The following is a 26,179-nucleotide window of genomic DNA, read 5'->3' on the forward strand; positions in this document are numbered from 1 at the left end:
CCGCGTCTCACTTGGCGGGCGGCGTCGTCTTCTTCGCGGTCGTCCGGCGGGCCGCCGGGGCCTTCTTCGCGGCCGTCTTCTTCTCGGGCGCCGGGGCCGGCTCGGCCTTGGCCTCGGCGGCCGGGGCGGACTTCGGCTCGGGCTTCGGCTCGGCGGCGGGGGCAGGGGCCGTGGCGGTGGCGGTGGCGGGGGCGGGGGCGTCCTTGCCCTCGACGACGATCGCCAGCTCCTCGATCTCCTCCGCGGCCTCGCCGCGCCAGGTCTTCACGGCCTGCTCGCCGTGTTCGGCGACCTTCTCGTAGGTCTCGCGGGCCTTGACGGCGTACTCGGCGGCGACGCCGACACCGCGCAGCGCGAGGTCCTGGGCGGACTCGCCGAGCTTCTTCAGGTCGGCGTCGAGCGTGGTGCCGAGCTTCTTGATGTCGCCGTCGAGGGTGGAGATGAAGTCGTTGACCTTCGTCTGGAAGGTCTCCTGCGCCTCCTTGGCCTTGGCCCCGGCCTCCTTGGCGCGGGCGGCGGCCTTCTCCTGCACGGCCTTGGGGTCGGTGTTGCGCACGGCCTCGATACGGGCCGGGGCCTCGGCGCGCAGCTGCTCCACCAGGGCCGGCACCTTCTTCGCCTGCTGGAGGGCCAGGTCCGCGGTGCCCGCGGCGAAGTAGAGCGGGGTCGGGTCGCTGAAGGTCTTGCGCAGGTCGTCGGTGATGGCCATGGTGGTAGGTCCTCCCGGATTCACGTTCGTCGTCTTCGGCTGAGGGTCGTACGAGTCCGCAGTCGGCGGCCGGTCCCCTGGTCCGGTCAACTGGCCGTCTGCTGCGGATCGGCGTCGCCCTCGTCCCCGGGCCGGCTCTCCTGACCGCTCTCGAATCCGTTCTCCTTGCGGAAGGACTCGTAGATCTGCAGCAGTGCCTGCTTCTGCGCCTCCGTCAGGGTGGGATCGGCAAGGATGACCGCGCGGGTCTCGACCTCGTCCCGGTCCCGCTCCGCGTCGAGGATGCCGGCGCGCACGTACAGCGTCTCGGCGGAGATCCGCAGGGCCTTGGCGACCTGCTGCAGCACCTCCGCGCTCGGCTTGCGCAGCCCGCGCTCGATCTGGCTCAGATAGGGATTCGACACCCCGGCGGCGTCGGCGAGCTGCCGGAGCGAGAGCTTGGCGTTGCGCCGCTGCTCGCGCAGGTAGTCACCGAGATTGCCGACGTTGAGCGATGCCATGTCTCCACTGTGCACCACCCGCGCTAACTATTGCAAGCACCTGCTTGCAATAGTGTGTCGCGCCACAGGGGGAAGCGCCGGGTCTTCAGTGTGAAGTTCTCCTGGCTGTGTGAGGTGCGGGCAGTCTCGGAGATGTCCGGGCCTCTGAGCTGACGTCTCAGAGGTCTCCGGGCATTCAGTGGGGTGGGCTCGACTTCGCCCCCTGGTGACAGGCATCCCCTCACAGCCGTTCCGGCTGTCCTGGGCGGAGCCGGGAGGGAGGCCGGCGACTGGAGCTTTCCCCGCTGCTCCCGGCATCTCGGCACGGTCCCGGTGATCAGTGCTGGGGGTGCGGGCGGTGGAACAGAGGCCGCCGCTGTGCGGCAGTGCCGCTCGGAGCGAGGCGACCGACTTCGACGCGCATCCTGATGGCCTGGAACACTTCGACCACCCCCAGGACCACGGCCATGACGCCCACCGCCAGGGTGAGTGCGGCGATCGAGGTGAACGGCGAGACGATCAGCACGATGCCCGCCAGAACGCTGATGATCCCGTAGAAGAGCTGCCAGCCGCGTGCCGGCATGTCCTCGGCGGAGGCCGCCGCAGCCGTCACCATGATGCCGCGCAGCAGCCAGCTGAAGCCGATCCACAGAGCGAGCAGAAATACCGACTGCAGAGTGCCCCGGAAGCAGATCAGCCCCAGCAGGACGGAGAGCGCGCCCGTGAGGAAGTGCAGCACCCGAAGATGCCGGGGGACGTGCGTGCCGAAGGCGGCGGCCAGCTGGAAGACACCGGTAACCAGCAGGTAGATGCCGAAGAGTACGCCGACGACCTGCAGCGTCTCCTCAGGCCAGGCAAAGATCACGATGCCCAGGGCGATCGTCGCCAGGCCCGTGGTGAGAAGTATCTGCCAGCCCATGTTCGCCAAGGCGCCCAGGCCCTCGGTCAAGGGGGCGTCTTGTGGCTCGATGCGGCGCGCAGGGCCGACGCCCGAGGAATCGTGGGGATAAGTCATGCCGCTACCTCCTCCGGGAAAGCACGGTCGGCAGGTACACCTCCATCGTCCCCCCTCCCGGCCCTGTTTCATCTGGCGAAGGCAGGCTTTCGCAAGGTCGAACAGGTGCTGCTTCTGGTAAGTGGTGAGCAGTTCACCTCATTTCCCCATGGCCTCGTACTCAGCGGCGTTACGCGCTGAGCGCCGGAGACTCGGCCCGCTGGGGGGGCGCACGACCCGATGGCCCGGAGGGTGGTGGTCTCCAGCCACGCGTCCCTCAGCTGCTCCTCGCGCAGGAGGCGCCACAGACCCGAGGAGTCGAGCAGGTAGTGGATCACGCGCCACCCTGCTTGTCTTCGACGCGGCGCTGCTGCCAGCTCTCGTAGTCCCACTGCTGGGCGGCATGGAAGTGCTTGGCCACGAGCGCGGCCCGCTCATGGCGTTCGGCGTACTCGCGAACCGCTCGTGGGTCGGGAGGCGTGGCCACCGCTCGTGGACACCGAGGCCGGCAGGAGGTGGCCACGACGGAGGCGGTGGCGGACGGACACCGTCGTTACTGTCCCGTGACAGTTTGAGCTCGGCGCGATCATGTGACATGGCCAGCTTGAGCTGCCATGCATTCGGTACGAGAGCGGGACTCCGCACCGCCCACCGGTGGCCGCCACCGGCCCTCCCACCGCCGGGGAGGTCCGCGGCGCCGGGGCCGGACCCACCTGGCCGCCGCACTGGTGACGGTCGGTCTGCTGGGCTCCACGGCGTTCTTCCTGGTGGACGGTGGACGAGGGGGCACGACGGCCTCCGCGCCGCGCCCGCGCGGCACGGCGCCCACCACGAGCCCCACCACGAGCCCCACCCCGACCCGGACTCCACCCGCGACACCGACGCCTGCGCCGCCGTCGACACCGCCTTCGACACCGGCCTCGACCCCGGCCTCCTCCGGGATCGACGTGCCCGCCGCGGGGCCCGGCACCTTCGTCACCGCGCGGGCCCGTGGCGCCAAGGCCGGTCGGGGAGCGCGTCCGCTCCGCTATGTGGTGCAGGTCGAGACGGGGCTCGGCATCTCGCCGGACCGGGCGGCTAGCGAGATCGCCGACATCCTCGGCGCGCCCCGGGGCTGGACCCGGAACGGGACGACCTCGTTCCAGCTGGTGAGCGCGGGGCAGCCCTATGACCTCAAGGTGAAGATCGCGACACCGGGGACCGCGGACGCCCTGTGCTGGGCGGGCATCCGCCAGGACACGCACGGCGAGTACAACTGCGAGGTTCCCGACGGCGTGGTGGTGAACCTCAAGCGCTGGGTGCAGGGCTCGCCCACGTTCGACGGTCCGATCCACGAGTACCGGGCGCTGATCGTGAACCACGAGATGGGGCACTTCCTGGACTACACGCACCAGGGCTGTGCGGGTCCCGGGCGGCTCGCCCCCGTGATGATGCAGCAGATCAAGGGCCTGCACGGCTGTGTCGCCAACGCCTGGCCCTACGACGAGAACGGCGACCTCGTCTCCGGACCGCCCGCGTAGCGGGCCCGCCGCGAGCGTCCAGGTACGGGCGAACGACGTGGTGGCCCCGGGGGACGTCAGCGGCCAGACCATGGCCGTGGACGGCCGGCTCGCCCTCGGCGCCCCGGTCGCCGGGGCGCTCGTCGGGCTCCTGGCGGGTCTCCACCCGTCACTCCGGGCCTCCCGCATGGAGCCCGTCGACGCGCTGCGCTCCTGAGGCGCGCCCGCGCCACCCGCCCCGGTCCGCTTCCGCGGCCCACGCCCGCACAGCCGCGAAGTCCTCCTCCCCGACCCCGTACCGGTGGTCGATCCGGCGCAGCAGCGCCGGGCCCGGATGGTGCGCCCGCACCCAGGCGCGGTCGGCGTCACCGATCTCGTCGTCGAGCCAGACGAACGGCCGCCCCGCGGCCCGCTCGACCAGCACCCGCGTCTTCCAGTGGAGAGCGGCACCGCACCGCCCGGCCGGCACCTCTGCGTCCTCCGGCCAGTCGACCACGCCCAGCGGGGGCAACCCCAGCCAGGGAGAGAGCAGTTCGTTCGCCTCGTCCAGCCAGGTGGTCGCCCAGACCGGTGTACAGCCCAGCGCGAGCAGCCGGGGCCCCAGGGCCGGGTCCAGGCGGGGCAGCAGAGGGTGGGACGAGGTGCCGTACTCCCGGTAGGGACCCGGTCCACCGAACGGGATCAGCGTCCCGTCGACGTCGAGGAAGAGCAGTGGCGGCATCCTTCAAGGATGAGCCCGCGATCAGCCCGCGGCGGTCTCTTCCGCGCCCCAGGGCAGCTCCGGACGTTCGTGGACCACGTCCAGGCGGGACACGGCGCGGGTCAGGACGACGTACAGGCGGTTGAGGCCGCGCTGCTCGGACTCGGCGATCGTGGTCGGTTCCACGGCGACGACGTGGTCGTATTCGAGGCCCTTGACGAGGGTGGCGCCGATGACCGTCACCCGGCCGTTCGGCGGGACGAGCCCGGCGGCGGTGAGGGCCTCGCGGATGCGGGGGGTCTCGGTGTCCGGCGTGATGACGCCGATCGAGCCGTCGTGGGTGAGGGCGTCGCGTACGGCGGCGAGGACCGTGGCGGTGAGGCCGCCGTCCGGGGCGCGGCGGATGCGGACGGTGCCGTCGTGGCGCAGGGAGCGGGCCGCGGGGACGTCCGTGTCGAGGCGGGCGAGGAGCCGGCCCGCGAGGGCGAGGACGGCGCCGGGGACCCGGAAGCCGGTGGTGAGCGGGACGACCGTCGCGTCGGGCTTGCCCAGGTGGGTCATCTGGACCCGCCAGGAGCGCGCCGCCCACGCCGTGGTGCCCTGGGCGAGGTCGCCGAGCACGGTGAGGGAGCCGAAGGGGACCCGGCGGGCGATGGCCCGGCACTCCATCGGCGAGAGGTCCTGGGCCTCGTCGACGACGACATGGCCGTAGCCCCGGGGGTGTTCGAGGAGCCCGGCGATCTCGTCGAGGAGGACGAGGTCGGCGGCCGACCAGCGTGCGGACTTCGGTGAGCGTGGCGGCCGGGCCCAGAGCAGGGCCTCCTGCTCGGCCGGCTCCAGCAGCCCGTCGGCCGCCCGGGCCAGCGCCTGCGCGTCGGCCAGCAGCCCGGCCAGCACCTCCTCCGGCCGCAGCCGGGGCCAGAGCTCCTCCACGCAGGCGCTCACCGCCCGCGCCCGTTCGATCCGCCGCAGCCAGGCGGCCGGGGGCGGTCCGCCGCGCCGCTCCGCCTGGGTGAGGAGCCGGCGCACGATCCGGCTGCGGACCCGTTCCCGTCCGACCTCGTACGGCGGCTCCTCGGCGAGCACCGCGCCCACGATGTCGGTGAGCCGGTCCCCCGTGATCCGCCAGCGGTAGGTCCCGTCCGGTACGGCCAGGTCCTCGGCGCGGCCGGCCGTCACCCGGCCGTACACCGCCCGGCGCAGCACCTCGGCCATCCGGGGGTCGTGCTTGAGGGCGGCGGCTTGTTCGGTGTCGGTGCCGGTGACCGGGTGCCGGGCGATCTCGTCCACGAGGGTCGACTGCCGTACGCCGGTCTCGCCGAGGGAGGGCAGCACCTCGGCGATGTAGGAGAGGAAGGTGCGGTTGGGGCCGAGGATCAGCAGGCCGCCGCGCTTGACGCGCTGCGGGTGGGTGTAGAGGAGGTAGGCGGCCCGGTGCAGGCCGACGGCGGTCTTGCCGGTGCCGGGGGCGCCCTGCACACAGACCGAGTCGGTGAGGCCGCCGCGCACGAGGTCGTCCTGCTCGGGCTGGATCGTGGCGGCGATGTCCCGCATGGGGCCGACTCGGGGCCTCTCGAGCTCCCGGAGGAGGAGGCCGCCGGGGCCCGCGGCCGGCCCGCCGCCCGTGAGGTGCTCGTCCTCCAGGCCGGTCAGGTCGGCGGAGTCGCCGCGGCTGCCGGGCGCCCATCCGAACCGCCGCCGTACCGTCACGCCCTGCGGGGCGCGGGCGCTCGCCTGGTAGAAGGCGCGGGAGACGGGGGCGCGCCAGTCGACGACCAGGGGCGGGGCGGCGGGGTGTTCGCTGATCCGCAGCCGGCCGATGTGGTGCGCGCCGCCCTGTGCGAGGTCGATGCGGCCGAAGAAGAGCGGTCCTTCGGGGAGTTCGCGCAGGGCCTTGGCGCGGCTGCGCAGCCCGTGGCCGAGGACTTCGGCGTCGGCGCCGGACGCGGAGACGTCCTCGCCGATGACGACCTGGAGGTCGGCGCCGTCGACCATGGCGGCGAGGGCGGCGCGGCAGGTGTCGTGGTGGGCGCGCTCCCGGCGCAGGGCGGTGTCGAGGCCGTGATCGGGTTCCGTCACGGCAGGCGGGGCCGGCTCGGCAGACGTCATGCGACCGAGGATAGCGAAGTCCGTAACCGAGTTAAATACTTTACTGAGTAACACCAGAGGCGAGGTACGGCATCCCCGCCTCCAGCGTCGCGAACGCCCGCTCGGCCGCCCGGGCCGCCTCCTCGCGCACGTCCTCCACCGGCTCCCCGGCCGAGATCCGGCGCCAGTTCTCCTCGGCGAGGATGCGTCGTACGGCGATGATCTGCCCGGCGGCCAGCCGTGCCGCGAGGTCGCCGCCGAGCACCTCGGCGAGGGCGGCCTCGGAACGCTCCAGGTACGCGTGGAGCCGGGCGACCAGGGACGGGGTGCCGTAGAGGAGGTCGTAGAAGGCGCGGACGGCCGGGTGGTCGTTGAGCCCGGTGATCGGGTCGTGGGCGGCGATCCCCGCCAGGAAGTGCCGGCGCAGGGCGACGAGCGGCGCGACCCCCTCGGCCCGTCCGTCCTCCACCACCCGGGCGGCCTCCCGCTCGTGGTCGGCGATCCGGTGCAGGACGAGGTCCTCCTTGGCCGGGAAGTACCGGAAGAGGGTCGGCTTGGAGATGTCGGCCGCGGCGGCCACCTCGGCGACGGACACGGCGTCGAAGCCCCGCTCCAGGAACATCCGCACGGCGGTGTCCGACACGGCCTGGTACATCCGCCGCTTCTTGCGCTCACGCAGCCCGGGGTCGCTCATGGGGTGAGCGTACGGCGCCGTCGCCGTACGCTTCCCGCCGCCGCTTCCCGCCGCCGCCCGGCGCCACTATCTCCTGCGTCGGGCCAGGGCCCTGGCCAGATAGGGGTTCGAGGTGTGCGGGACCGGCAGACCGAGCGCCGCCATGGCCGCCGACAGGGTGGCGTCGTAGGAGTCCACGGCACGGCGGACGTTGGGAGCGTCCAGGCTCGCCCGGGTGACCAGGCGGTCGAGGTCGACATAGGCCGAGCGGACGACCTCGAGGTGCCCGTAGACCCGCGCGTCCCGGCGGCAGTCGACCGTGTACTCCTCCGGCAGCCGCGTCTTCCAGCGCCAGAACATGCGTTTCCTGATCTCGGGCCGGGTCGGCGTCAGATGCATGTGCCGGACCAGGTCGTAGAGGGGATCCCCGACGAGGGCCATCTCCCAGTCGATGACGGTCAGGACCAGCTCGTCGTCTCGGCGCACCAGGTTCCACGGATTGAGGTCACCGTGCAGCAGTACGGACGGCCGACGGGTCATCTGCCGCCCGGACAGGATCTCGCCGAGCCGGACGTGGTCGGGCAGTCCGAGCGCGCGGGCCAGTTGCAGCGTCTCCTTCGGCAGATCGCGTACCAGGGCGACGAGCTGCCGCTTCAGCCACTCGTGGAAGTCGAGGCCACCGGCGTTCCAGCCCACCGTGCCGGTGTCGACCTTCGTCAGCTCGCACAGCTGATCCACCAGGGCGTCCGCCTCGTGCGGGAGCAGACCGTCCACCGGATGGCTGGGCCACGGGCGGTCCGCCGAGCCGACGTAGGTGTGCACGGCGAAGCGGTCGTCCTTGTAGCTGGTCCCCAGGGCGAGCACCCGAGGCGCGGCGACCTTCGCGTTCGACGCGTGAATCGCCCGCAGGACGACATGTTCCTTGAGGTAGACGGGCTCCCTGCGGCAGACGTCGGGCAGTATGCGCCGCACGACCACCGGCTCGCGGTTTCCCGGCATCCGGACGACGGTGTTGAGGTGCGCGGCCCCCTTGAACACCCGGGACGCCGGTGCGCCCCCCTCGGCCAGCAGGGCCTCGTGCACGTCGGACGCGGGGAAGTCGGACGGTTCAGGGAAGTCCGGGTCCGGGTCCCAGTGGTAGGCGGGCGCGATCCACTCGCCGGCCTTTATGCCGCCGCCGCGTGACATCAGCCAGCGGCACAGGGCCCGCTCGATCTCCTTCTTCTTCGGGACGTCGTCGAGGCCGAGCGGTTCCTTCGCGGCGCCCAGGGCCCGGCTCACCTCCGCCGTCGCCAGGTCCAGGCGCTTCTGGGTGAACGCGTCCTGGAGCGACCGCGCGGCCCGTATCACGTCCGGGTAGACCGACTGCGCCCGCTCGAAATCCAGGTAGTGGCGCAGGTCGTTCGCGATGCCCCGGACCGCGGTGGGGCGCATCACCCGCATGGCCTCCACCCACGCGTCGATCACTTCGGCCCACTGGTGGGGCGGGTACTGCATGCGCACCAGATGCGTCGCGAGATCGTGCAGGGGATCGCCGTAGGTCGCGAGTTCCCAGTCGACGCAGACCAGGGGCGGACTGCCGTCGTAGGGGATGATCAGGTTGTCCCGGTGCAGGTCCGCGTGGAGCAGGCTGTACGGCCGCCGGGTCATCGGGGGGATCCGGTCGGCCAGCGCGAGCAGGGCGTCCTCCCGGATGCCCAGAGCGATGAACAGGCCACCGTACTCGTCCCAGTTGGGCACCCGGATCTGCTCGTCGGCGAGCCTCACCAGCCACCGCAGGAAGGCCTGGCTGCCGTTGTGCTGGGCGGGCCATTCGGCAGGCAGCGCCGGAGGACGCACCCGGGACATCCGGGCCAGCAGCTCGGCCATCGCCTTCACCAGCAGGGTGTCGACCGGTTTACCGTTTCCGCAGACCGTGGAGAGCGGGACGCCCTCCACATGGCTGTGGATCGCGAAGTCCGGCCGGCGCGCCAGGCACAGGGGCGCGTCCTCGAACACGCTTCCCACGGCCTCCAGGATCGCGGGCTCGTCCTGCCAGGTCCTGATCACCACGCGCAGGGCGTCGGCACGCCGGATGCGCACGGTCACCCGGGTGCCGGCCTTGCGGCCCAGGAGGCCGGCCACGTCGTCGGTCACCTCGACGACGTAATTCAGGTTGTGGTGTCCGCTGGACACCTTCTCCGACTCCGCCTTCTCGACGAAAGTCCGAAGGGCGGCGCTGGGGTCGGCCACTTGCAGCTCCGAGGAACTCGCACGGTTGAACGGGTACGGCAACAGGGATGCCGGAAAATGCGAAAGGCGGCCCGAGTGACATGGGAGTGGCCGTCATGGGTGGCCTGCCACTCTTCAGTGAGGCCGTTCGATGGTGGCTTGTACGCCATCTCATACGTACGGACGGGAGCGGTTGCTCGCTTGATGTTGGCGCATGCTAGCGCACGCTCCCCCGCGGAAACCGGTGAAAGCCGTGGTCACTCGGCGAGCAGGTTCCAGACCGAGTCGAACCACGCCTGCCAGGTGTCGACGAAGACCGTGCCGACCGAGTTGGGGTCGTCGTCCTTGACGTGATGAGTGAGCGTGGCCCCGAGGCCCAGCACGTCGAGGGCGTTCACGATCTCCTCGGACGGCAGCTCGATCTGGCGCTCGACCACCTCGTAGGGGCCCAGCAGGGCCTCGGTGCCGTTGAGGAGGTAGAGCTTGAACGCCGGGACCAGGGGGGCGTATCGGATCCTGAGGTCGATCGAGGGAACGAGTCCGTCGGTCCGCAGGTCGGTGAGCAGACCCCGCAACGAGGCCGTGTGCCGGTCGGTGATGTCGTGCAGCCGGTTCCCGAGCCGCCCGTCGCTGCTGTCGTCCTTCACCCGTGGATAGGGCAGGACCTGGTCGCGGCCGGGCAGCAGCAGGCGCAGGGTGATGCGCTGCGGTGCGATGGCCTGCAGGTGGATGCGCTCCGCCTGCAGGCGGATGTGCGCGTCGAGGGACTCGGACGTCAGGGTGTAGACGTCGAGGGTGACCTCGGGCTGCTCGAAGGCCTCGCCGATCAGAGGGCCCAGGGTCACCGTCCGGCGCTGCCGGCCGACCCTGTGCGTCGGGGTCGGTATCCGGGGCGTCCTGATCACGCGCGAGCCGCTGCCCTGCCGTGACTCGATCCAGCCCTCGTTGCCGAGGACGCGCAGGACGCGCTGCACGGTGTCCCGGGAGACGCCCAGTTCCTCGGCCAGCTCACGCTGGGACGGCAGGAACGAGCGCACCGGGTACAGCCCGTCGGCCATGCGGGCGCGCAACTCGTCGGCGACCCGGTGGAATTCCCTGCCGCCGCTGTCACTCTGACGATCTCCCACACCGCGACCGTACCGCCGCGCGGTTTCCGACAAACCACTTTCAGTCAACTAGCAGGTCGAATTGGCCTGCTGGTTAAGGGATCAATCGGACAGGGCACATCCGATTCAAGGCAACCAGTCCAATTGGACCGACATATGAAAGCTTCACTGACAGTTGTATGGAGGTGGAATGGCATGCTCCTTTTAGCCGCGTCCCGGGAGTTGTTGAGCGTCGCCCTGGGGAGCCTGGCGCAGGCCAGACTCGGCCCGCTGGGACCGGCCCTCGTGCTCCTGCTCGCCGTGGGCATCCGCGCACGTCACCACGGCCTCGCCGGCACGGCGGCCGTGCTGCTCGTGGTGCTCGCCAGTCAGGCCTGACCTCTGGCCACGCGCAGCACCGTCTCCAGCGAGTTCACCACCACCGTCGCCCCCGCGCCCCGCAACAGCTTCTCCTTGCGTTCGTTACGCGCGTAGCCCAGGAAGGGGACGCCGGCCTCGCGGGCGGCGAGGAAGTCGGAGGGGGTGTCGCCGATCATCAGGGCGGTGTCGGGGGCGGAGCCCGTGGCGCGCAGGGCGCGCTGGAGGCAGTGCGGGTGGGGCTTGAGCAGGTGGAGTTCCTGCGTACGGCCGTAGACGTGCGGGGTGAAGCAGGAGGTGAGGCCCCTGCCGGTGAGGTACTTCGCGACCACGCGGGGGGAGTTGTTGGTGGTGATGGCCAGGCGCAGGCCCAGGGCGGTCCAGGTGCGTATCAGGGGGTCCGCCCAGGCCGTGGGCATCGCCGAGGAGGCGGCCCGCAGCTCCTCCTGGGTGAGGCGCTCCTCCAGCTCCGCGACCAGGTCGCTGCCGGGCCGCAGGCGGTCCACCGCGCGCAGGACGACGTGCGGGTCCAGCGACTCCCGCTCCGACTCCGTCAGCAGATGGTGCAGGCCCCGCCCTTCGAGCCATTCCACCAGTCCGTCGGCCACGTCCTCCGCCGAGTGGCCGGCGAAGAGCCGGCAGATGGGGCCGTCGAAGTCCCACAGGACGACCCTCGTACGCGCGATCAGCTCCCGCAGATCTGCGGTTCCGTTTCCCTGGGTGTGGTCGGTGTCGGCTGCCGCCTGTTCAGTCCGCGTCGTATCAGAAGTCACTAGGAGAGTGTCAGGTCCGTCGTGATGGTTTCCCAGAGGGCGTTGAACCACTTCTGGGATTCCTCGACGAACGCGGTGTCGCGCGGACCGGCCGAGGACTGGAAGGAGAACAGCAGCGACTCCGTGCCGAGGACGTCGTACATGTCGAGCGGTCCGGTGTCGGTGTCCTCCGCCCGGCGCTCGACCATGTAGTACGCCATCAGCGCCTCCGTGCCGTTGAGCAGGTACAGCTTCACGGGCGGGGTGAACGGCAGGGCGCGGAAGGTGATGTCGACGTCGATGCCGTGGGAGCGCAGGGTCTGGAGGTTGTGGCGCAGGACGTGGCCCTGGGCGTTGCGCATGGCCAGCCAGCGCTGGTGGACCGGGTCGTCGTCGCTGCGGCCCTCCACCGGGACGGGAAAGGCCAGATTGATGCGGCGGGAGGGCAGGAGGATCCGGACGTCGATCTTCCGGGGGTGCAGCACGCCCGCGTGGATGAGGCGCAGGGGCTCGCCCAGGGCGGGGATCAGGCTCTCGGCCGTCAGGCAGGCCGCGTCGATGCGGACGTGCGGGGCGGAGAACGCCTCGATGAGGCGGGGGGCGAGGCCGACCATGGTGCGCTGGGGCTCGTCGTGACCGGGCGCGGGCGGTTCGGCGATCCGCGGCGGGCTGCCCTTGCTGACGTGGGTGAGGAGGCCGTCGAGCTGGAGTTCGCGCAGGGCCTGGCGTACGGCGCCGCGCTCCACCCCGAACTCGTCGGCGAGTTCGGCCTGGGTGGGCAGGCGGTCGCCGGCCTTGAGTTCACCGGAGCGGATGCGCCGCCGCAGGACGTCGGCGATCTCCCTGGGCGACCTTCTGCTGCCGTTCACTGCCGTGTTCACTGCCGTGTTCTCCGCCACGTTCTCCTGGGTCACGACCAAACGCTACAACTTAGATCCATCTATGGGGAGTTGCCTGGAAGTTGTTTAGGAGTTGGTACCAAGTGGGGACAACAAATTTAGAGTTGGTTGCCAACTCGATCGAGTTGGCGAAGAAGGGGGGAACGCCATGCCTGTCCTCACCCTCGTCTCCGCCGCCTTCGTCGTCGGCGTCGAGCAGGCCATCCAGTGGAAGTACGGCACCACCGGCGCCGTGGGACTGCTGCTGCTCAGCGTCGGGATCAAGGTCAGGAGCCCGGCCCTCAGCTCGGTCGGCGCAGTGGTCCTCGCCCTCGTGGCCACCGGACCCGCCGTCAGCTCGTGAGCAGCAGCTCCGAGCTGATCGTCTCCCAGAGCGCGTCGAACCACAGCTGGGACTGTTCCACGAACGCCGAGTCGCGCGGCCCGGAGCCCTGTTCGAAGGCGAACAGCACCGACCGCGTGCCCTCGGCGTCGTACAACTCCAGGTTCTCCTGGTCGATCGTCTCCTCGCGCAGCCGCACCGTGTAGTACGCGAACAGCGCGTCCGTGCCGTTGAGCAGGTACAGCTTCACGGGCGGGGTGAACGGCAGCGCGCGGAAGGTGACGCTGACATCGATGCCGTGCGTGGAGCGCAGGCTCAGCAGATTGTGCCGCAGCACCTGCCCCTGCGCGTTGCGGTGGGCCAGCCAGTGCCGCTGGAGCCGCTCGGTGGCAGAGGTGTCCACCGCCGCGGGGAACGCCAGGTCGATGTTCCGGGAGGGCAGCAGGACCCGGACGTCGATCTTGGCCGGTTTCAGCTGTCCGGCGTGGATCCGGCGCAGCGGCTCGCCGATCGCCGCCGTCAGTGAGACCGCCGTGAGGCAGAGGGCGTCGACCTGGACATGCTGGGCCGCGAAGGCCTCGGTCATCCGCGGGGGCAGACCCACCATGGACGGCTGCGGGACCGCCTGCGGACCCATCGGCGGGCCGGCCGCGCCCGGCGGCGGGGCGACCGTGGCCGGGCTTCCCTTGGAGACGTTGGTGAGCAGGTGCTCCGACTGCAGAATGCGCAGCGCCTGGCGTACGGCCCCCCGCTCCACCCCGAACTCGTCCGCCAACCTGGCCTGCGTGGGCATGCGTTCGCCCGGCCGCAGCACTCCGGTCCTGATCCGGGTGCGCAGCTCGTCGGCCACCTCGCGGTGCGAGGGCTGGGGCCGCCCCGCTCTCCCCTGTCGGTTGACGGGGGCATGTTCCGGCTCCACGAAGGAACAGTACAACTTCCCGCCATCTTGTGGCAGTTCTCAGAGAGATGGTTATAGGACGCTTCCAAGCGGACATAAGTACAGTGAAGTTGGCAGCCAACTTCAACAACATGGTCAAACTTCCGGACGGTTGGCCGGTCGGACTCCCATCCGGAGGGGAGCCGGGAGCCCGCGAAGCCGACACCTGAGCACAGCCACAACTTCAGAACGCCGCACAGCCACAACTTCAGATCGCCGCACAGCCACAACCGAACAGCTACGGATGCACCACCACCTTCCCCGCCGCCGGACGTCGAAAGGAGCGTCAGAACAGGTCCGGGCACCACGGTCGCCCGGACGTACGCAGCAGGGCGTCGGCCCCCCGGGCGGCGCCCGCTCGTTCTTCCCGGAGCCGGCCCAGCGCCGCGAGTCGTACCGCCGACTCGTCACCGAGCCACAGGGACGCCAGCTCGGCCACGTCCAGCGTGAGATCGGCGTCGCGGGTCGTCCGCGCGCAGGAGGCGCCGTCGGGGGCCGCGTCCAGCAGGAAGCGGCCCCCGGCCGGGCCGGACCCGTCGACCACCTCCAGGACCAGGGCGCCCGCCGTGTCGTACGACCGTGCCGCCAGGGCCTCCGCGACGTCCAGGAGCCGCACCCACAGCCAGTCCGCCTGGGTGGTGACGCTCGCCGCCCGCGGGTCGGGCAGCAGCAGGGGGAGCACGTCGTCCGGGGAGCGCCAGCCCGACTTCACCCGGGTGATCCAGTCGACGGAGCACAGGTAGTGCCACAGGGCACGGGCGGCGGCCGGGGTCACCGAGAGCAGCCAGTTCACCGAGGCCGTGTTCCGCGGCTGCTTGGCGTCCGTCCAGTGGTCGTCCGCCCGGTACGACACCAGCCCCTCGACCTCGCCGTCCGCCGAGCGGTACACCGCGTAGAACGGCTCGGTCCAGCCGTCCTCGCCGTGCAGGTGGATCACCCCGGTGTTCATGTCCCACCAGTGCTCGTGGCGGCTGACGGCACCCGGCTGACCGCGGCGCAGTCGCTCGTGCAGGACGGGCCCGAGCTTGCGGACCTCCGCGCCGTCCACCAGGTCGATACGGCCGCCGGCCAGCGGGACCGGGTGGCGGGGGTCGAAGCCGGCCCTTGGTACGTCGATCGTCCACTCGGTCATGGTGGTGGCGGGGCCGAAGCCGTACCGGCCGTAGATGCGGTACTCGGCGGCGATGAGGGTCGCCACGACGTCCCCGCGGTCCTTCGCGGCCGCGAGGTCGTCGGCCATCAGCCGCGTGAGGAGGCCCTGGCGGCGGTGGGTCGGCAGGACGGCGACGTTGGAGATGGCGTCCGCGGCGACGAGCGCGCCGCCCGGGACGGTGAGTTCCTGCGGGAAGGAACGGAAGGTGGCCACACAGGTGTCGGCGTCGAAGGCGCCGGTCAGCCGCGAGTCACCGAGCGTGGCCCGCCGGGCGGCGACGGCCTGTTCGGTGACGGCCGGGGGACGCAGGAAGCCCGTGTTCAGGGCGCGCATCCAGGCGGGGAGTTCGTGGTCGGCGAGAGGGCGGACGTCCATGGGGCCACGGTAGGCAGGGCGGGAGCGGGTGTCGCCAGATTTTCACCCCTCCGCCCTCTGCCCGCACTTTCTGCCCTCCGACCGCCGCCGGGAGGGGCACGCCCCGTGGGACCGGGGCGCGTGGCTGGACGCCCAGGAGGTCATCAGCCCGGCGAGGCATCTGTCCGATGAGGTCTGCCACCGGTCGGCCCCCCGGCGAGCCCATCCGCCCCCGCGAGGTCGGCCGCCCTGGCGAGGCCCATCCGCCTGACGAGACCACACGCCCACGAAGCCGTCCGCCCGGCAAGGCCAGCCGCCCCGCGAGCCGATCCGCCCGCGAGCCGATCCGCCCGGCGAAACCACCCGCCCGCCGAAGCCACCCGCCCGCCGAAACCACCCGCCCGGCGAGACCACCCGCCCGGAGAGGCCTATCCGCCCGTGAGGCAGCTGGCCAGCGAGGCCATCCCCACGCAAGGCCACCGCCCGGGGAGGCCAGCCGCGCGGCGAGGCCCACCCGCCCGCGATGTCACACCAACAGGTCGTCCACCTGGGCCTCGCCCTCGCGGTAGCGGCGGGTGATTTCCGCTCCGCAGTCGTCGGCGGTGCGCTGGAGGTGTTGGCGGCGGCGGGAGACCTGCTGTTCGTAGCCGACCAGTCGGGCCATCGCCGCGTGCAGCTCCGGGTCGGTGCGGGCGTCGAGGTCGGAGAGCTCGACGTCGGCGAGCATGTCGGCGGCGAGGCGGCCGTACTCCTCGCTGTGCGGGGTGCCCAGGGTGACGTGCCGCGCCGAGGAGCGGTGGCGGGCAGGGGCGTCGGTGAGGATCTCCGGGAGGCGTTCGACGACCGACGCGGCGCCCGACGGGGAACGGCGGGCCAGCTCCGCGCGCAGGATGTCGATCCGGCCCTGCAACAATCGTCGTACGTAGCTCAGGTCCGCCTCGTCGCGCTGGGCGCCCTGGCGCAGGGTGCGCAGCTCGGGCAGGCTGAGCCGGGCCAGCTCGGGCCCCGGAGGTTCCGCGGGCGGCCCGGTGCTCTCGCCGCGCTGGGCGGGCGGCCGGTGTGTCTCCAGCCGCTCGGTACTCGGTGTGCTCATGTCCCTCTACCGTCCCCTCGACCGGCGTGTGGTGGAAAGCATCGTGCCACCCCAAGTCGCCGCGAGGTGACCGAGTCCCCCCGAACGGCCCCAGACAGGGCCTAAAGGATCAAAATTGGGCCCTCCGCGAGTCCGTGCGGGGCACCCGGCATGATGTCCGCATGCGAGCTGTGGTGCAGAGGGTGGACGGCGCGAGTGTGGTCGTGGACGGCGAGACGGTCGGGGAGATCGTCGGCGAGGGCCTGTGCGTGCTGGTGGGGGTGACGCACGAGGACACCAAGGAGAAGGCGGCCCAGCTCGCCCGCAAACTGTGGTCGGTGCGGATGCTGCACGAGGAGAAGTCGTGCAGTGACATCGACGCCCCGCTGCTGGTGATCAGCCAGTTCACCCTGTACGGCGACGCGCGCAAGGGACGGCGGCCCACCTGGAACGCCGCCGCGCCGGGGCCCGTCGCCGAGCCCCTGGTCGAGGAGGTCGTGGCGCAGCTGCGGGCGCTGGGGGCCACCGTCGCGACCGGCAGGTTCGGGGCGCGGATGCGGGTGTCGCTGACGAACGACGGCCCCTTCACCGTGCTCCTGGAGATCTGAGGCGTCGGCCCTCCTAGGGCTCGACCACCGTCTCCTGGGCCGCCGCCGTCGTACCGGCCATCAGCGGGGCGTCCACGGGGACGTTCCGCTTCACCAGGGCCAGGGCCACGGGGCCCAGTTCGTGGTGGCGTACCGAGGTCGTGATGAAGCCGATCTTGCGGCCGTCGGGGGCCTCGTCGGCGACCCGCAGCTCCGTGCCGTGGGGCGGCAGGTGGACCTCGCTGCCGTCGAGGTGCAGGAAGACCAGGCGGCGGGGCGGCTTGCCCAGGTTCTGGACGCGGGCGACCGTCTCCTGGCCGCGGTAGCAGCCCTTCTGGAGGTGGACCGCGGTGCCGATCCAGCCCAGCTCGTGCGGGATGGTGCGGTGGTCGGTCTCGAAGCCGACGCGGGGGCGGTACTGCTCGACGCGCAGCGCCTCATGGGCGAGGATCCCGGCCGCGGGGCCCGTCTTGTCGGCGTACGACTCCAGGTCCGCGCGCGGGAGGAAGAGATCCCGGCCGTACGGGGTCTCGCGGACGACGACACCCTCCGGCACCTCGGCGATGGAGCCGGCGGGGAGGTACACGACGGCCGTGTCGGCGGTGCGGTCGGCGACCTCGACCCGGTAGAAGAACTTCATCGACTCCAGGTAGGCGAGGAGCGCCTCCTGGGTGCCGGGTTCGACGTGGGCCCAGACCGTGGTGCCGTCGTCGACGAGGTAGAGCGCGTGCTCGATGTGGCCGTGCGCGGAGAGGATCAGGGCCTCGGCGGCCTCGCCGGCCGGGAGGTCGCTGACGTGCTGGGTGAGCAGCAGGTGCAGCCAGCTCAGACGGTCCTCACCGGTGACGGTGACGACCCCGCGGTGCGAGAGGTCGACGAAACCGGTGCCGTCGGCGAGGGCGCGCTGCTCACGGAACAGGTCGCCGTAGTGGGCGGCGACACCTTCGTCCACGCCCTCGGCGGGGACGGCGCCGGGCAGGGACAGCAGAGGGCTCTTCATGTGCCAAGCCTACGACTCGGTAATGGAACTCCTGGCAGCCGAACGTCCGTCCGCCACGGCCTTCGACGTGCAGTCCCGGCACCTGCCGAAGATCGCGAAGTGCTTCATGTCCGTCTCGAAGCCGAAGCTCTCCCGCAGCTTGGCGGTGAACTCGGCGGCCACCTGCACATCCGCCTCGATCACGTTCTCGCAGTCCCGGCAGACCAGGTGGATGTGGTGGTGCCGGTCGGCGAGGTGGTACGTCGGCGCGCCGTGCCCCAGATGGGCGTGGCTGACCAGGCCCAGCTCCTCCAGGAGCTCCAGGGTCCGGTAGACGGTGGAAATGTTGACCCCCGACGCCGTCCTCTTCACTTCCGTGAGGATGTCGTCGGGGGTCGCGTGCTCCAGGGTGTCCACGGCTTCCAGCACGAGTTGCCGCTGCGGCGTCAGCCGGTAGCCGCGCTGCCTGAGGTCGCTCTTCCAGTCGGTGCTCACCACACTCCCCAGTTTAGGCCGGGTTCATCCTGATCACGGCTCAGCCGGCAGAACCCCCCGGTGTCCGAGGACGTGACCCCGCCCGCGTACTGGACGTATGGCCCTGCCCGCCGGAGCGCGTTCGGTTGCAGGACGCTGTGTCGGGGCGGAAGACCTACTTGAAGAACGCGATGCCGTCGTCCGGCATGTCGTCGGGGAGGGCCTTGGCCCAGCGCTCGACGTCCTCGGGCGTGACGACCTTCTTCAGGTGGGCCGACATGTAGGGGCGCAGTTCGACCTCGGGGGTCTGCTTCTCCCCGACCCACATCAGGTCGCTCTTGACGTAGCCGTAGAGCCGCTTGCCGCCGGTGTAGGGGCGGGAGGCGGCCGTGCGGGCGACGGCGTCCGTGAACAGGTCGATCTGCGGCTTCTTGTCGGCCATCTCGCCGTACCAGATCTCGATGACGCCGTCGTCGCGGGTCATCGTCACCTCGACCTTGCGGGAGCCGTCGATACGCCAGAAGCCGGACTCGGACTCCAGGGGACGGACCTTGTTGCCGTCGCTGTCCAGGACCCAGGTGTGGGACCGGTACTCCAGGAAGTCACGGCCGTCGTGGCCGAAGGTGACCTCCTGGCCGAAGTTGCACTTCTCCGCACCCGGGAAGTCGTGCACCCCGGCGCCCGCCCAGGTGCCCAGCAGGAAGGCGAGGGGGACGAGGTCCTTGTGGAGGTCGGACGGGATCTCGATCATGGTTGGCAGTTCCTGGATCGGTGGGTCAGCGCTGGCCCTGGTACAGCTTCTTCACGGTCAGGGCGGCGAAGGCGAGGACACCGACGCAGACCAGGACCAGCAGGGTTTCGAAGAAGATCTCCACGGGGTGCTCCTCGGATGAGCGTGGTTGTTCCGTACGTACACAGGGCCGGCCCCCAGCTTACGCGGCCGGGGACCGGCCCCCTGTGCGAGGGAGCTGATTACGATGCGGCCATGGCGAAGAAGCTCGTGATCAAGGTGACCGCCGGGGCCGACGCCCCCGAGCGGTGCTCGCAGGCGTTCACGGTCGCGGCGGTGGCCGTGGCCAGCGGGGTCGAGGTGTCGCTGTGGCTGACCGGGGAGTCCGCGTGGTTCGCGCTGCCGGGCCGGGCCGCGGAATTCGAGCTGCCGCACTCCGCCGCGCTGCCGGATCTCCTGGAGTCCGTCCTGGCCGGCGGGCGGCTCACGCTCTGCACGCAGTGCGCGGCCCGGCGGGACATCACGGAGAAGGACGTCATCGAGGGCGTACGGATCGCGGGTGCGCAGGTGTTCGTGCAGGAGGCCCTGGCCGACGGCGCCCAGGCCCTCGTCTACTGACGGCTGAGGGCGGCGTCCCCCGACGGCTACGGGCGGCGCTTCCTGCCGTCCAGTTCGTCCCACCACTCGTCGGACTCCGGGTCGCCGGAGGGGTCGTCCCACCAGCGGTCCTCCGGGCCGCGCCGGTTGGCGACCATCGCCGCGAGCGGCGGGATGACCATGGCGACCACGCACATGCCGACCGCCACCGGCACGGACCAGATGCGCACAACGGCCCAGGCCAGGACGAACAGGCCGATGCAGGTGCCCATCATCGCGAAGTAGAGGTGGCGCCGGCGCGCGTACATGCTTCCAGCGTAGGTCCGGGCGGCCGGAAGGGCCGTACCCCACGAGGGATACGGCCCTTCCGGCCTTACACCGTCATACGGTCGTCAGACGTCGTCAGACGTCCTCGGACCGTCGTCAGACCTGTCGGCGTCCGTCACAGACCGCCGAGCCCTGCGGTCTCAGACCGCGATCGCGACCTCGGCGAGTCCGCCCTGCTGGGCGACGACCGTGCGGTCGGCGGTGGCGCCGGGGACGAGGGCGCGGACGGTCCAGGTGCCCTCGGCCGCGTAGAAGCGGAACTGGCCCGTGGCGGAGGTGGGGACCTCCGCGGTGAACTCGCCGGTCGAGTCCAGCAGCCGGACGTAACCGACGACGGGCTCGCCGTCGCGGGTCACCTGGCCCTGGATCGTGGTCTCACCGGGCTTGATCGTCGAGGCGTCCGGGCCGCCGGCCTTCGCTCCACACATGTCTTTCTCCATCGGGGTCTGACCGGACGGAAGGAAGGCCGGTCGGTCGGGTTTGCGGGCTGGGTGGGTTACTTGTTGGCGCCGAGCTCGATCGGCACCCCGACCAGGGAGCCGTACTCGGTCCAGGAGCCGTCGTAGTTCTTGACGTTCTCGACGCCGAGCAGCTCGTGCAGGACGAACCAGGTCAGGGCCGAGCGCTCGCCGATGCGGCAGTAGGCGATGGTGTCCTTGGAGAGGTCCACCTGCTCGGCGGCGTAGAGCTCCTTGAGCTCGTCGTCCGACTTGAAGGTGCCGTCGTCGTTGGCGTTCTTCGACCACGGGATGTTGCGCGCGGTCGGGACGTGGCCCGGGCGCTGGGACTGCTCCTGCGGCAGGTGGGCCGGGGCGAGCAGCTTGCCGGAGAACTCGTCGGGCGACCGGACGTCGACCAGGTTCTGCGAGCCGATCGCGGCGACGACGTCGTCACGGAAGGCGCGGATGGCGGTGTTCTGCGGCTTGGCGGTGTACGTGGTCTCGGCGCGCACCGGGACCTCGTCGACCAGCTCGCGGGCGTCCAGCTCCCACTTCTTGCGGCCGCCGTCGAGGAGCTTGACGTTCTCGTGGCCGTAGAGCTTGAAGTACCAGTACGCGTACGAGGCGAACCAGTTGTTGTTGCCGCCGTAGAGGATCACCAGGGTGTCGTTGCCGATGCCCTTCGCCGACAGGAGCTTCTCGAAGCCCTCCTGGTCGATGAAGTCGCGGCGGACCGGGTCCTGGAGGTCCTGGGTCCAGTCGATCCGGATGGCGTTGCGGATGTGGTTCTTCTCGTAGGCCGACGTGTCCTCGTCGACCTCGACGATGGCGATGTCGGCGTTGTCGAGGTTGGCCTCGACCCAGTCGGCATCGACCAGGACTTCGCTGCGGCTCATGCTCGTTCTCCTCCGGGGCAGTTGCGGCGGGGGTGTGCAAGAAAGAAGAGGGGTGCGCGGCCGGGGCTCGCCGGCGGCCGGCGCACGGATGCCCTCGGTTCGAGGGCGCCGGGAGGCGCGGAAGGCCGGCGGCGCTTCCGCTGTCAGACGGTGCGACAGAGCATGGCGGCGACGCGGCACAGGTCTACTGCCCGCCGCTTCGTGAGATCCGCCTGTCGCTGCATCATGCCGTCGATCGTAGGGACGGACAGGCAGGCGTGTCACCAGCGGGCCGGATGATGAGATGCGATCGTCCAGATGTCGGGACGGAGGAGGCGCCAGGGCGTCCCCGCAGGGGCTCGGGGCTCATGTATTGCTCGCCACATCTACGGTTCGGACGGCGGCGTCTCGCCTGTCGGAACGCTCTCTCGGACGTCTCTCTACAGACGTCTCTCTACAGGCGTCTCTCAGACGCCTGTCACGGACATCCCGGCACCAGGGGCGCTTACCCGGCGAGCCGGACGTTCGAACCCTTCACCGTGATCTCCACACCGTCCCTGCCCGCCTGCACCTTGTCGAGAGTGATGCCGCCGGGCAGCCCCTCGATCTTCTGCCGGAAGTCGGTGACGGTGCGGACCTCCCTCTCGGCGGCCGTCACCCCGCGGAAGTCGGGAAGCGAGTCGGCGTGCACCCGCACGGTGTCGCCCTCGACGCTGACCGAGCTCAGCACGGAGACGGGGTTCTTGAGCCTCACGCCCAGGACGGTCGCCTCGACGGTGACCTTGATCTTGCCGTTGCCGCCGTCGGAGAGGCCGACGACCTCGGCGGTGAGTCCGGGCGCGACCCGGGTCTCCTCGGACTTGGCGGTCTTCAGCAGCTCGTCGTAGGCGACGGTCGCCGTGCCGGAGGCCGTGGTGGCGGTGGCCGAGCTGTAGTCGCCGGAGAACGCGACGCCCCTCATGTCGGCCCGGAGGTCGTCGATGCGCAGGCTCTGCCCGTTGACGCCGGTGTCGGCCTCGTAGTCCTCGATGCCGACCTCGATGTCGTCCAGCGAGCCGCCGGCCATCTGGGTGAGGAAGGGGAAGCCCTTGATGGACACGTCGGGGGTGGTGGCGAGACCCTCGGTGGTCCTCAGCTTGTCCGCCACCTCGCCCTCGGCGAAGTGGACGGCGAGGCGGTCCACGAGGACGAAGAGGCCCCCCAGGACCACGACGATGATCAGCAGTATGCGAAGCGCGCGCATGAAGGTGTCCCCCGGTTCAGGTCGCTTTGCGGCCCACCGTAACCCTGGGGGCAAGGGACACCGCGGAACTGTCGATCAGCTGTGACACGCCGTCCCCTACATCCCGTAGTCCATGCCGTCTAGCCCAGCGCCCGCCCCAGCACGTAGACCGCCGGTGCGGCGGCCGCGAGGGGCAGGGCCACGCCCGCGGTGAAGTGGACGAAGCGGGAGGGGTAGTCGTAGCTCGCGACCCGGTGGCCGATCAGGGCGCACACCGCGGCGCCCGCGCCGAGCAGCGCGCCCGGCGCGCCCATCCCGGTCACCCCGCCGACCGCGATGCCCGCGCCCGCGGCGGCGAGCAGCGAGACGACGACGGAGGCCGGGGTCGGCAGCGGCAGCGCGCGGGCCAGGACGGCGACGGCGACGGCCGCGGCACCCACGGTCACCGCGTCGGGGTCCGCGCCGAGGTGTCCGGTCGCGGTGATCGCCAGCGCGGCGGAGACGATGGTGGCCATCAGGCCGTACATCCGCTCGTCGGGGTCGGCGTGCGAGCGGAGCTGGAGCACCAGGCAGAGCAGCACCCACACGCCGAGGGTGCCGAGGATCGCGGCGGGCGCGTTCCCCCGGCCGGCGGCGAGCAGCGCCGCGTCCGAGACCAGCGCGCCGAGGAAGGCGAGCGCGATGCCCTGCCGGGCGGGCCACATGCCGTTCAGCCGGAACCAGCCGGCCGCCGTCACCGCCTGGAGCACGACGAGCGGCACGAGCAGGGCGTACGAACCGATGGCCGCCGCGCCGGACAGGAGCAGGCCCAGCAGCGCGGTGAGCGCGGCGGGCTGCATCCCGGGCTCGATGATCGGCGAACGCCCTTCGAGCCGCGCCCGCTGGGCGTCGGTCACCCGGGAGTTGCCGGCGAGGGTGGCGGGACCGTAGGCCGCGGCCGCCTCGGGCTGGGCGGGGCCATAGCCCGCGGTCGCCTCGGGCTGGGCGGGACCAAAGGCCGCGGTCGCCTCGGGCTGGGCGGGTGCGGCGGCTTGGCCTGCGTAGGCCTGGTGGGCGGAGTAGCCCTGGTGCTCGGGGTGGCCGGGGTAGCCCTGGTGGCCAGGCTGCCCGGCGTGACGTGCAGGCCCGGCGGGACCCACGTGCCCCGCAGGCGCGGAGGGCCCCGCGTGCCCCCCAGGCCCCGCGTGCCCCGGGTACGCGCCCGGCGCGTCCGCGGTGACCGGCGGCTGGACGCTGGTCTCCCAGGTCTGGCCCTGCCACTGCTGGGTGTACTGGAGGTGCGCCTGCGGGTCGTCGTGGCCCTGTTGCTGCGCGGGCCAGTTCTGCTGGTCGTATCCCGGGTACTGCTGATACGGCTGCTGGTCGGTCATCCTCACCCTCCTGCGAACGGCGGGAGCACCTCGACCGTGCCGCCGTCGGCCAGCCGTACCGTCTCATGTGCGCGGGTGCCCACGGGGTCACCGTCGATCAGGAACGAGCATCGCCGCAGCACACGCGTGAGTTCACCGGGGTGTCGCACACGCGCGGCGTCGAGGGCCTCGGCGAGGGTGTCCGCGTCGTACGGCTCCTCGTCGACCCCGGCCGCGGCCTTGGCGGCCGCCCAGTAGCGCACCGTGACCTTGGGCATCGCGTTCCTTCTCGGATCGGTTGTTCTGGCGTCTCGGTTGTTCCGTCGTCTGTTCTGTCGTCCCGGTCGGTCCGCCGTCTCGTCGGGCCGTCGTCTCGCCGGTCCGTCGTCGGTTCACCGACAGGGTTCAGGCTAGCCCGCCCGGGCCACCGCCCAGTCCGCGATCCGGGCCAGCAGGGCGTCGTCGGCCGCGTGCTCGGCGTGGCCCATGCCGGGTTCCAGCCAGAGTTCGCCGTGTTCGCCCGCCGCCGCGGCGAGCATCCGGGGGTGGTCGAGGGGGAAGTAGCCGTCGCGGTCGCCGTGGACGATCAGCAGCGGGGCGGGCGCGATCCGCGGGACCGCCTCGGTCGGGGAGAGCGGTACGGGGTCCCAGTCGCGGTGGTGGATACGGGTGCGGAAGCCCCAGCGACCGAGCAGCCGGCCCTCGGGGCGGGTGATCAGCCAGTGCACCCGGCGCATGGCGACGGTTCCCCGGTAGTACCAGCGGGCGGGCGCGCTGACGGAGACGACGGCGTCCACCCCCCGGTGCAGGGCCGCGTGCCGGAGCACGACCGAGCCGCCCATCGAGAAGCCGACGGTCACCACGCGCGCGTGGCCGAGCGAGCGGGCCCACGCGACGGCGGCCTCCAGGTCCAGGACCTCCTTGTCGCCGACCGTCGAACGCCCGCCGGAGCGCCCGTGGCCCCGGAAGGAGAAGGTGACGACGGCCCCGTACCGCGCGAAGGCCTCGGCGACCCGGCGTACCTGGGGGCGGTCGGCGTCGCCGGTGAAGCCGTGCGCGATCACGAACACCGGGTGAACGGGGGATGGCGGCGCACTGTTGTATACGACCGAACCCGGGTTGTATACGGAATCGATCGGAATACCGTCGACGGTGCGCCGAAACGTCCGCAAAGGTGTGCGGGTGCCCGTCTCATAGTTCGGACGTACGGTGGAACGGGCCACATGACCTGCCCGGCTGTTGCTCATGTGGGCTATTCTGCTGGGCAGAGGACTCGGGCAGCGTAGCCCCCGGGTCCTTTTGTGCTTTCGGAAGCGTTGTATACGAAGCGGGAAACTCCAGGTGACCGCGGGTGTACGGGGCCTTCGGGAACGTGCAGTGCAGTGCCGCAGTGCCGTAGTGCCGCAAACGTCCTCGCAGGGACCGAGGAGGAACCAGACATATGAGTTCTCTGCTGCTCCTGACCAATGCCCTCCAGCCGTCGACCGAGGTGCTGCCCGCCCTCGGCCTGCTGCTGCACAACGTGCGCGTCGCTCCGGCGGAGGGGCCCGCACTCGTCGACACCCCGGGCGCCGACGTCATCCTGATCGACGGCCGGCGCGACCTCCCGCAGGTGCGCAGCCTGTGCCAGCTGCTGCGCTCGACCGGACCGGGCTGTCCGCTCATCCTGGTCGTCACCGAGGGCGGCCTGGCCGCCGTCACCGCCGACTGGGGCATCGACGACGTCCTCCTCGACACCGCCGGCCCGGCGGAGGTGGAGGCGCGGCTGCGGCTCGCCATGGGCCGCCAGCAGATCGTCAACGACGACTCCCCGATGGAGATCCGCAACGGCGATCTGTCGGTGGACGAGGCGACGTACAGCGCGAAGCTGAAGGGCCGGGTCCTCGACCTCACCTTCAAGGAGTTCGAGCTGCTGAAGTACCTGGCCCAGCACCCCGGCCGGGTGTTCACCCGCGCACAGCTCCTCCAGGAGGTGTGGGGCTACGACTACTTCGGCGGCACCCGCACGGTCGATGTGCACGTACGGCGGCTGCGCGCCAAGCTCGGCCCGGAGCACGAGTCGCTGATCGGCACCGTCCGGAACGTGGGTTATCGATTCGTTACGCCCGAGAAGGCGGAGCGCGGGAGCGACGAGGCGAAGGCCAAGGCCGGCCGGGTAAACGCGGACGATCCGGACAACACGGTCGCCGTCGGCGCCGAAGAGGTCACAGCGGACGCCTAGTACTCGCCGGTACCTCTCGGTTACTCACCGGTACCGGGCCGGATCCGCTCGGCGGAGGCATTGCTTCCGCACA

Annotated in this window: 31 protein-coding genes; 6 read left to right on the plus strand and 25 right to left on the minus strand. The window is 71.2% G+C overall.

Translation table 11 applies throughout. The annotated features are described in order from the left end of the window. Positions 1-7: 7 nt before the first annotated feature. The 4 genes from AQJ58_RS19235 to AQJ58_RS19250 all read right to left on the minus strand — a co-directional run bounded on the left by AQJ58_RS19235 (position 8) and on the right by AQJ58_RS19250 (position 2,669). Entirely contained in the window at positions 8-709 is a 702-nt protein-coding gene (locus AQJ58_RS19235) for a hypothetical protein (RefSeq protein ID WP_067251660.1), read from the minus strand. A gap of 86 nt (positions 710-795) precedes the next feature. Then, entirely contained in the window at positions 796-1,209 is a 414-nt protein-coding gene (locus AQJ58_RS19240) for a helix-turn-helix domain-containing protein (RefSeq protein WP_055638318.1), read from the minus strand. 316 nt (positions 1,210-1,525) lie between these two features. Further along, positions 1,526-2,203: an HdeD family acid-resistance protein gene (locus tag AQJ58_RS19245; protein WP_067251661.1), complete on the minus strand. Its 678-nt coding sequence runs from the start codon at positions 2,201-2,203 to the stop codon at positions 1,526-1,528. 313 nt (positions 2,204-2,516) lie between these two features. Next, entirely contained in the window at positions 2,517-2,669 is a 153-nt protein-coding gene (locus AQJ58_RS19250; RefSeq protein WP_234360097.1) for a hypothetical protein, read from the minus strand. A gap of 127 nt (positions 2,670-2,796) precedes the next feature. On the opposite strand from AQJ58_RS19250, the gene AQJ58_RS19255 reads away from it, so the two are divergent. Continuing rightward, entirely contained in the window at positions 2,797-3,702 is a 906-nt protein-coding gene (locus AQJ58_RS19255) for a DUF3152 domain-containing protein (RefSeq protein WP_079079034.1), read from the plus strand. Positions 3,703-3,850: 148 nt separating this feature from the next. Here the strand turns inward: AQJ58_RS19255 and AQJ58_RS19260 are convergent, their stop codons facing one another. From AQJ58_RS19260 to AQJ58_RS19280, 5 genes are all read right to left on the minus strand, one after another. Then, a complete protein-coding gene (locus AQJ58_RS19260; RefSeq protein ID WP_067251666.1) occupies positions 3,851-4,402 on the minus strand; it encodes an HAD domain-containing protein in 552 nt (183 codons plus the stop codon). 21 nt (positions 4,403-4,423) lie between these two features. Then, positions 4,424-6,490 (minus strand): HelD family protein, encoded by a 2,067-nt coding sequence (locus tag AQJ58_RS19265; RefSeq protein ID WP_107122081.1) that lies wholly within the window; start codon positions 6,488-6,490, stop codon positions 4,424-4,426. A 40-nt stretch (positions 6,491-6,530) separates the two neighbouring features. Further along, a complete protein-coding gene (locus AQJ58_RS19270) occupies positions 6,531-7,163 on the minus strand; it encodes a TetR/AcrR family transcriptional regulator (protein ID WP_067251669.1) in 633 nt (210 codons plus the stop codon). A gap of 66 nt (positions 7,164-7,229) precedes the next feature. After that, positions 7,230-9,374, minus strand: a complete 2,145-nt coding sequence (locus tag AQJ58_RS19275; RefSeq protein WP_067251671.1) for a phosphotransferase family protein — start codon at positions 9,372-9,374, stop codon at positions 7,230-7,232. Between the two features lie 236 nt (positions 9,375-9,610). Next, positions 9,611-10,480, minus strand: coding sequence for a winged helix-turn-helix domain-containing protein (locus AQJ58_RS19280; protein WP_067251673.1), 870 nt, complete (start codon positions 10,478-10,480; stop codon positions 9,611-9,613). Between the two features lie 174 nt (positions 10,481-10,654). On the opposite strand from AQJ58_RS19280, the gene AQJ58_RS19285 reads away from it, so the two are divergent. After that, complete coding sequence (locus tag AQJ58_RS19285) at positions 10,655-10,837, plus strand: hypothetical protein (RefSeq protein WP_067251674.1); 183 nt, start codon at positions 10,655-10,657, stop codon at positions 10,835-10,837. Here the strand turns inward: AQJ58_RS19285 and AQJ58_RS19290 are convergent. Then, a complete protein-coding gene (locus AQJ58_RS19290; RefSeq protein WP_234360098.1) occupies positions 10,828-11,589 on the minus strand; it encodes an HAD family hydrolase in 762 nt (253 codons plus the stop codon). The two genes, AQJ58_RS19285 and AQJ58_RS19290, sit on opposite strands and share 10 nt — an antisense overlap. Then, positions 11,589-12,488: a FadR/GntR family transcriptional regulator gene (locus tag AQJ58_RS19295; protein WP_067251676.1), complete on the minus strand. Its 900-nt coding sequence runs from the start codon at positions 12,486-12,488 to the stop codon at positions 11,589-11,591. The genes AQJ58_RS19290 and AQJ58_RS19295 overlap by 1 nt, the downstream gene beginning before the upstream one ends. 127 nt (positions 12,489-12,615) lie before the next feature. On the opposite strand from AQJ58_RS19295, the gene AQJ58_RS19300 reads away from it, so the two are divergent. After that, complete coding sequence (locus tag AQJ58_RS19300) at positions 12,616-12,810, plus strand: hypothetical protein (RefSeq protein WP_067251678.1); 195 nt, start codon at positions 12,616-12,618, stop codon at positions 12,808-12,810. On the opposite strand, the gene AQJ58_RS19305 is transcribed toward AQJ58_RS19300, so the two are convergent. The 3 genes from AQJ58_RS19305 to AQJ58_RS19315 form a co-directional block, all read right to left on the minus strand. Next, a complete protein-coding gene (locus AQJ58_RS19305) occupies positions 12,800-13,708 on the minus strand; it encodes a winged helix-turn-helix domain-containing protein (protein WP_234360099.1) in 909 nt (302 codons plus the stop codon). The two genes, AQJ58_RS19300 and AQJ58_RS19305, sit on opposite strands and share 11 nt — an antisense overlap. Before the next feature lie 304 nt (positions 13,709-14,012). Then, positions 14,013-15,254 carry a GNAT family N-acetyltransferase gene (locus tag AQJ58_RS19310; RefSeq protein WP_067251681.1) on the minus strand — a complete coding sequence of 414 codons (1,242 nt, stop codon included), beginning with the start codon at positions 15,252-15,254 and terminating at the stop codon, positions 14,013-14,015. A 505-nt stretch (positions 15,255-15,759) separates the two neighbouring features. Continuing rightward, the gene (locus AQJ58_RS19315) at positions 15,760-16,326 is read right to left on the minus strand and encodes an RsiG family protein (RefSeq protein ID WP_067251683.1); all 567 of its coding nucleotides are present in this window, start codon (positions 16,324-16,326) and stop codon (positions 15,760-15,762) included. A 161-nt stretch (positions 16,327-16,487) separates the two neighbouring features. Here AQJ58_RS19315 and dtd point away from each other — a divergent pair, with 161 nt between their 5' ends. After that, positions 16,488-16,913, plus strand: a complete 426-nt coding sequence (gene dtd, locus AQJ58_RS19320) for a D-aminoacyl-tRNA deacylase (protein WP_067251685.1) — start codon at positions 16,488-16,490, stop codon at positions 16,911-16,913. A gap of 13 nt (positions 16,914-16,926) precedes the next feature. On the opposite strand, the gene AQJ58_RS19325 is transcribed toward dtd, so the two are convergent. From AQJ58_RS19325 to AQJ58_RS19335, 3 genes are all read right to left on the minus strand, one after another. Continuing rightward, positions 16,927-17,892: a CAF17-like 4Fe-4S cluster assembly/insertion protein YgfZ gene (locus tag AQJ58_RS19325; RefSeq protein WP_067251687.1), complete on the minus strand. Its 966-nt coding sequence runs from the start codon at positions 17,890-17,892 to the stop codon at positions 16,927-16,929. Between the two features lie 9 nt (positions 17,893-17,901). After that, entirely contained in the window at positions 17,902-18,369 is a 468-nt protein-coding gene (locus AQJ58_RS19330) for a Fur family transcriptional regulator (protein WP_067251688.1), read from the minus strand. Positions 18,370-18,520: 151 nt separating this feature from the next. Next, the gene (locus tag AQJ58_RS19335) at positions 18,521-19,096 is read right to left on the minus strand and encodes a heme-binding beta-barrel domain-containing protein (protein WP_067251690.1); all 576 of its coding nucleotides are present in this window, start codon (positions 19,094-19,096) and stop codon (positions 18,521-18,523) included. Positions 19,097-19,330: 234 nt separating this feature from the next. On the opposite strand from AQJ58_RS19335, the gene AQJ58_RS19340 reads away from it, so the two are divergent. Next, positions 19,331-19,693, plus strand: coding sequence for a DsrE family protein (locus AQJ58_RS19340; protein WP_067251692.1), 363 nt, complete (start codon positions 19,331-19,333; stop codon positions 19,691-19,693). A gap of 26 nt (positions 19,694-19,719) precedes the next feature. Here AQJ58_RS19340 and AQJ58_RS19345 read toward each other — a convergent pair whose 3' ends face one another. The 8 genes from AQJ58_RS19345 to AQJ58_RS19375 form a co-directional block, all read right to left on the minus strand. After that, positions 19,720-19,980, minus strand: coding sequence for a DUF3099 domain-containing protein (locus AQJ58_RS19345; RefSeq protein WP_067251694.1), 261 nt, complete (start codon positions 19,978-19,980; stop codon positions 19,720-19,722). A gap of 159 nt (positions 19,981-20,139) precedes the next feature. Beyond that, positions 20,140-20,427, minus strand: a complete 288-nt coding sequence (locus tag AQJ58_RS19350; protein ID WP_020122955.1) for a DUF1416 domain-containing protein — start codon at positions 20,425-20,427, stop codon at positions 20,140-20,142. 68 nt (positions 20,428-20,495) lie between these two features. Further along, positions 20,496-21,335, minus strand: coding sequence for a sulfurtransferase (locus AQJ58_RS19355; RefSeq protein ID WP_067251695.1), 840 nt, complete (start codon positions 21,333-21,335; stop codon positions 20,496-20,498). Between the two features lie 143 nt (positions 21,336-21,478). After that, on the minus strand, positions 21,479-21,562 hold the full coding sequence (locus AQJ58_RS45895; protein WP_352348054.1) for a putative leader peptide: 84 nt from the start codon (positions 21,560-21,562) through the stop codon (positions 21,479-21,481). Between the two features lie 257 nt (positions 21,563-21,819). Further along, positions 21,820-22,557: an LmeA family phospholipid-binding protein gene (locus AQJ58_RS19360; protein WP_067251697.1), complete on the minus strand. Its 738-nt coding sequence runs from the start codon at positions 22,555-22,557 to the stop codon at positions 21,820-21,822. A gap of 119 nt (positions 22,558-22,676) precedes the next feature. Then, complete coding sequence (locus AQJ58_RS19365; RefSeq protein ID WP_067251699.1) at positions 22,677-23,906, minus strand: hypothetical protein; 1,230 nt, start codon at positions 23,904-23,906, stop codon at positions 22,677-22,679. A 2-nt stretch (positions 23,907-23,908) separates the two neighbouring features. Beyond that, on the minus strand, positions 23,909-24,163 hold the full coding sequence (locus AQJ58_RS19370; protein WP_067251701.1) for a MoaD/ThiS family protein: 255 nt from the start codon (positions 24,161-24,163) through the stop codon (positions 23,909-23,911). A 132-nt stretch (positions 24,164-24,295) separates the two neighbouring features. Next, positions 24,296-25,132, minus strand: a complete 837-nt coding sequence (locus AQJ58_RS19375) for an alpha/beta hydrolase (protein WP_199844616.1) — start codon at positions 25,130-25,132, stop codon at positions 24,296-24,298. Between the two features lie 194 nt (positions 25,133-25,326). Between AQJ58_RS19375 and AQJ58_RS19380 the strand changes: the two genes are divergently transcribed. Next, positions 25,327-26,106 carry a response regulator transcription factor gene (locus AQJ58_RS19380; RefSeq protein ID WP_067251704.1) on the plus strand — a complete coding sequence of 260 codons (780 nt, stop codon included), beginning with the start codon at positions 25,327-25,329 and terminating at the stop codon, positions 26,104-26,106. Positions 26,107-26,179: the final 73 nt, after the last annotated feature.

Source organism: Streptomyces sp. DSM 15324, assembly GCF_001514285.1.
GTDB lineage: Bacteria > Actinomycetota > Actinomycetes > Streptomycetales > Streptomycetaceae > Streptomyces.

Excerpts from the sequence above, each read along its gene's own strand:
- AQJ58_RS19270 (WP_067251669.1), bottom strand. The coding sequence starts at position 7,163 with ATGAGCGACCCCGGGCTGCGTGAGCGCAAGAAGCGGCGGATGTACCAG.
- AQJ58_RS19345 (WP_067251694.1), bottom strand. The coding sequence starts at position 19,980 with ATGTACGCGCGCCGGCGCCACCTCTACTTCGCGATGATGGGCACCTGC.
- AQJ58_RS19235 (WP_067251660.1), bottom strand. The coding sequence starts at position 709 with ATGGCCATCACCGACGACCTGCGCAAGACCTTCAGCGACCCGACCCCG.
- AQJ58_RS19300 (WP_067251678.1), top strand. The coding sequence starts at position 12,616 with ATGCCTGTCCTCACCCTCGTCTCCGCCGCCTTCGTCGTCGGCGTCGAG.
- AQJ58_RS19245 (WP_067251661.1), bottom strand. The coding sequence starts at position 2,203 with ATGACTTATCCCCACGATTCCTCGGGCGTCGGCCCTGCGCGCCGCATC.
- AQJ58_RS19335 (WP_067251690.1), bottom strand. The coding sequence starts at position 19,096 with ATGATCGAGATCCCGTCCGACCTCCACAAGGACCTCGTCCCCCTCGCC.
- AQJ58_RS19285 (WP_067251674.1), top strand. The coding sequence starts at position 10,655 with ATGCTCCTTTTAGCCGCGTCCCGGGAGTTGTTGAGCGTCGCCCTGGGG.
- AQJ58_RS19265 (WP_107122081.1), bottom strand. The coding sequence starts at position 6,490 with ATGACGTCTGCCGAGCCGGCCCCGCCTGCCGTGACGGAACCCGATCAC.
- AQJ58_RS19260 (WP_067251666.1), bottom strand. The coding sequence starts at position 4,402 with ATGCCGCCACTGCTCTTCCTCGACGTCGACGGGACGCTGATCCCGTTC.
- AQJ58_RS19315 (WP_067251683.1), bottom strand. The coding sequence starts at position 16,326 with ATGAGCACACCGAGTACCGAGCGGCTGGAGACACACCGGCCGCCCGCC.
- AQJ58_RS19365 (WP_067251699.1), bottom strand. The coding sequence starts at position 23,906 with ATGACCGACCAGCAGCCGTATCAGCAGTACCCGGGATACGACCAGCAG.
- AQJ58_RS19340 (WP_067251692.1), top strand. The coding sequence starts at position 19,331 with ATGGCGAAGAAGCTCGTGATCAAGGTGACCGCCGGGGCCGACGCCCCC.
- dtd (WP_067251685.1), top strand. The coding sequence starts at position 16,488 with ATGCGAGCTGTGGTGCAGAGGGTGGACGGCGCGAGTGTGGTCGTGGAC.
- AQJ58_RS19350 (WP_020122955.1), bottom strand. The coding sequence starts at position 20,427 with ATGTGTGGAGCGAAGGCCGGCGGCCCGGACGCCTCGACGATCAAGCCC.
- AQJ58_RS19380 (WP_067251704.1), top strand. The coding sequence starts at position 25,327 with ATGAGTTCTCTGCTGCTCCTGACCAATGCCCTCCAGCCGTCGACCGAG.
- AQJ58_RS45895 (WP_352348054.1), bottom strand. The coding sequence starts at position 21,562 with ATGATGCAGCGACAGGCGGATCTCACGAAGCGGCGGGCAGTAGACCTG.
- AQJ58_RS19255 (WP_079079034.1), top strand. The coding sequence starts at position 2,797 with ATGCATTCGGTACGAGAGCGGGACTCCGCACCGCCCACCGGTGGCCGC.
- AQJ58_RS19360 (WP_067251697.1), bottom strand. The coding sequence starts at position 22,557 with ATGCGCGCGCTTCGCATACTGCTGATCATCGTCGTGGTCCTGGGGGGC.
- AQJ58_RS19325 (WP_067251687.1), bottom strand. The coding sequence starts at position 17,892 with ATGAAGAGCCCTCTGCTGTCCCTGCCCGGCGCCGTCCCCGCCGAGGGC.
- AQJ58_RS19370 (WP_067251701.1), bottom strand. The coding sequence starts at position 24,163 with ATGCCCAAGGTCACGGTGCGCTACTGGGCGGCCGCCAAGGCCGCGGCC.
- AQJ58_RS19375 (WP_199844616.1), bottom strand. The coding sequence starts at position 25,132 with ATGAGCAACAGCCGGGCAGGTCATGTGGCCCGTTCCACCGTACGTCCG.
- AQJ58_RS19310 (WP_067251681.1), bottom strand. The coding sequence starts at position 15,254 with ATGGACGTCCGCCCTCTCGCCGACCACGAACTCCCCGCCTGGATGCGC.
- AQJ58_RS19355 (WP_067251695.1), bottom strand. The coding sequence starts at position 21,335 with ATGAGCCGCAGCGAAGTCCTGGTCGATGCCGACTGGGTCGAGGCCAAC.
- AQJ58_RS19240 (WP_055638318.1), bottom strand. The coding sequence starts at position 1,209 with ATGGCATCGCTCAACGTCGGCAATCTCGGTGACTACCTGCGCGAGCAG.